Annotated in this window: 3 protein-coding genes; 1 reads left to right on the top strand and 2 read right to left on the bottom strand. The window is 65.0% G+C overall.

Annotation, left to right across the window (positions count from 1 at the left end; genetic code table 11):
• Positions 1–256, bottom strand: a 256-nt coding sequence (locus EN781_RS35650) for a prephenate dehydratase domain-containing protein (protein WP_281034414.1), incomplete at its 3' end; no start/stop codon positions are given.
• The gene (locus EN781_RS32105) at positions 174–902 is read right to left on the bottom strand and encodes a 3-deoxy-manno-octulosonate cytidylyltransferase (protein WP_126056707.1); all 729 of its coding nucleotides are present in this window, start codon (positions 900–902) and stop codon (positions 174–176) included. The genes EN781_RS32105 and EN781_RS35650, both read right to left, overlap by 83 nt.
• Positions 903–1,096: 194 nt before the next feature.
• Here EN781_RS32105 and EN781_RS32100 point away from each other — a divergent pair.
• A partial coding sequence (locus EN781_RS32100; RefSeq protein ID WP_145965772.1) for a cytochrome c family protein occupies positions 1,097–1,630 on the top strand: 534 nt, incomplete at its 3' end.

Genomic DNA, 1,630 nt, shown 5'->3' with positions numbered 1-1,630 from the left:
GGATCATGGCGAGCTCGGCCTTGCCGGTCTCGACCGCGACGAAGGCATCCTCGAAGGTCGGGCACGGCAACGGCTCCATCGACGGGAACATGTTGCGGCAAGCAGTGTCGGAATTGGCGCCCGGCTCGCCCTGGAAGGATATTCTGTTGGTCTTTTCAGGCATGCCTAATATCTCAGGTTGAAAGGATTTCCCTGGCGCGCTCCAGGTCGTCGGGCGTGTCGACGCCGAGCGGCACGGATTGCACGATCTCGGCATCGATGCGCATGCCGGCCTCCAGCGCCCGCAACTGCTCCAGCCGCTCGCGTCGTTCCAGCGGCGACGGCTTCAGCGCGACGAAGCGCTCCAGCGCGGCACGCCGATAGGCGTAGAGGCCGATATGGTGATAGAGCGGCCCCTCGCCCCAGGGCGCGGTGGCGCGGGAGAAATAGAGCGCCCTGAGCCGTGTCGCAGACAGCGGCGAGCCGACGATCTTGACGACGTTCGGATTGGTCTTCTCCTCGTCGCGGACGATCTCGACGCCGAGTGTGGCGATGTCGACCGATTTGTCCTCGAGCGGCCTCAGCGACGCGCGGATGATCTGCGGATCGATGGTCGGCAGGTCGCCCTGCACGTTGACGATGGTTTCGACCTTTTTCTCCGGATCGAGCACTGTTAGCGCCTCGAAAATGCGGTCGGAGCCGGACTGGTGATCGTCACGGGTCATCACGGCCTCAAAGCCGTGCGCGCGCACGGCCTCCGCCACGGCCTCGGTGTCTGTCGCCACCACGACCCGGCCAAGCCCGGCCTCGGCGCCGCGGCGGGCGACATGGACGATCATCGGCACGTCAAAAATGTCGGCCAGCGGCTTGCCCGGCAGGCGGGTCGAGGCCATGCGGGCCGGGATCAGGATGAGCGTTGACATCGGTGCGACGGGGCGTTGCAAAAGAGGGCTGGCGAAAGTGGCAAAAGGTCTCACTGGAAGCGCCCTTATAGGTGTTGCAACGCCGGAGCAAAAGACCTAGTTTCCGCCCGATTTGACCGGGCTGAGAGGTCGGTTCGGGACACCGACGGACGGAGTGGACGGATCGGTCCGCCGGAAAAGGGAGCAAGGGGCGTATGGATTCCAACGAAGTCAACAAGCTGCTCGCCGGTCTCCTTGGCACCGTCTTTGTCGTCTTCTCGGTCGGCATCGTCTCCGACGCGCTGTTTGCGTCGCCCGCGCCCGAGAAGCCCGGCTTCGCCATCGAGGCGGCAGAGCCCGCCGAAGGCGCCGCCGCCGCCCCGGCCGCGGAAGCCAAGCCGATCGCCGACCTGCTCGCCACCGCCAATGTCGAGGCGGGCGCGGCCGTGTTCAAGAAATGCCAGGCCTGCCATTCCGGCGAGAAGGGTGGTCCGAACAAGGTCGGCCCCGATCTCTGGGACATTATCGACCGACCCGTCGCCGAGCATGAGGGCTTCGCCTATTCAGCCGGCATGAAGGATTTTTCCAAGGGCGGCGCCGAGAAGTGGACGTACGACAACCTCAACCATTTCATCACTTCGCCGAAGAAGTTCGTCAAGGGCACGGCGATGGGCTTTGCCGGCCTGCCGAAGGACGAGGACCGCGCCAACGTGATCGCCTATCTGCGTACGCTGTCGGACAGCCCGAAG

Origin of the sequence: Mesorhizobium sp. M4A.F.Ca.ET.090.04.2.1, assembly GCF_003999085.1 — a bacterium.
GTDB lineage: Bacteria > Pseudomonadota > Alphaproteobacteria > Rhizobiales > Rhizobiaceae > Mesorhizobium.
The sequence above is the reverse complement of the archived record's forward strand: the minus strand, read 5'-3'. Positions and strand labels throughout refer to the sequence as shown.

Excerpts from the sequence above, each read along its gene's own strand:
- EN781_RS32105 (WP_126056707.1), bottom strand. The coding sequence starts at position 902 with ATGTCAACGCTCATCCTGATCCCGGCCCGCATGGCCTCGACCCGCCTG.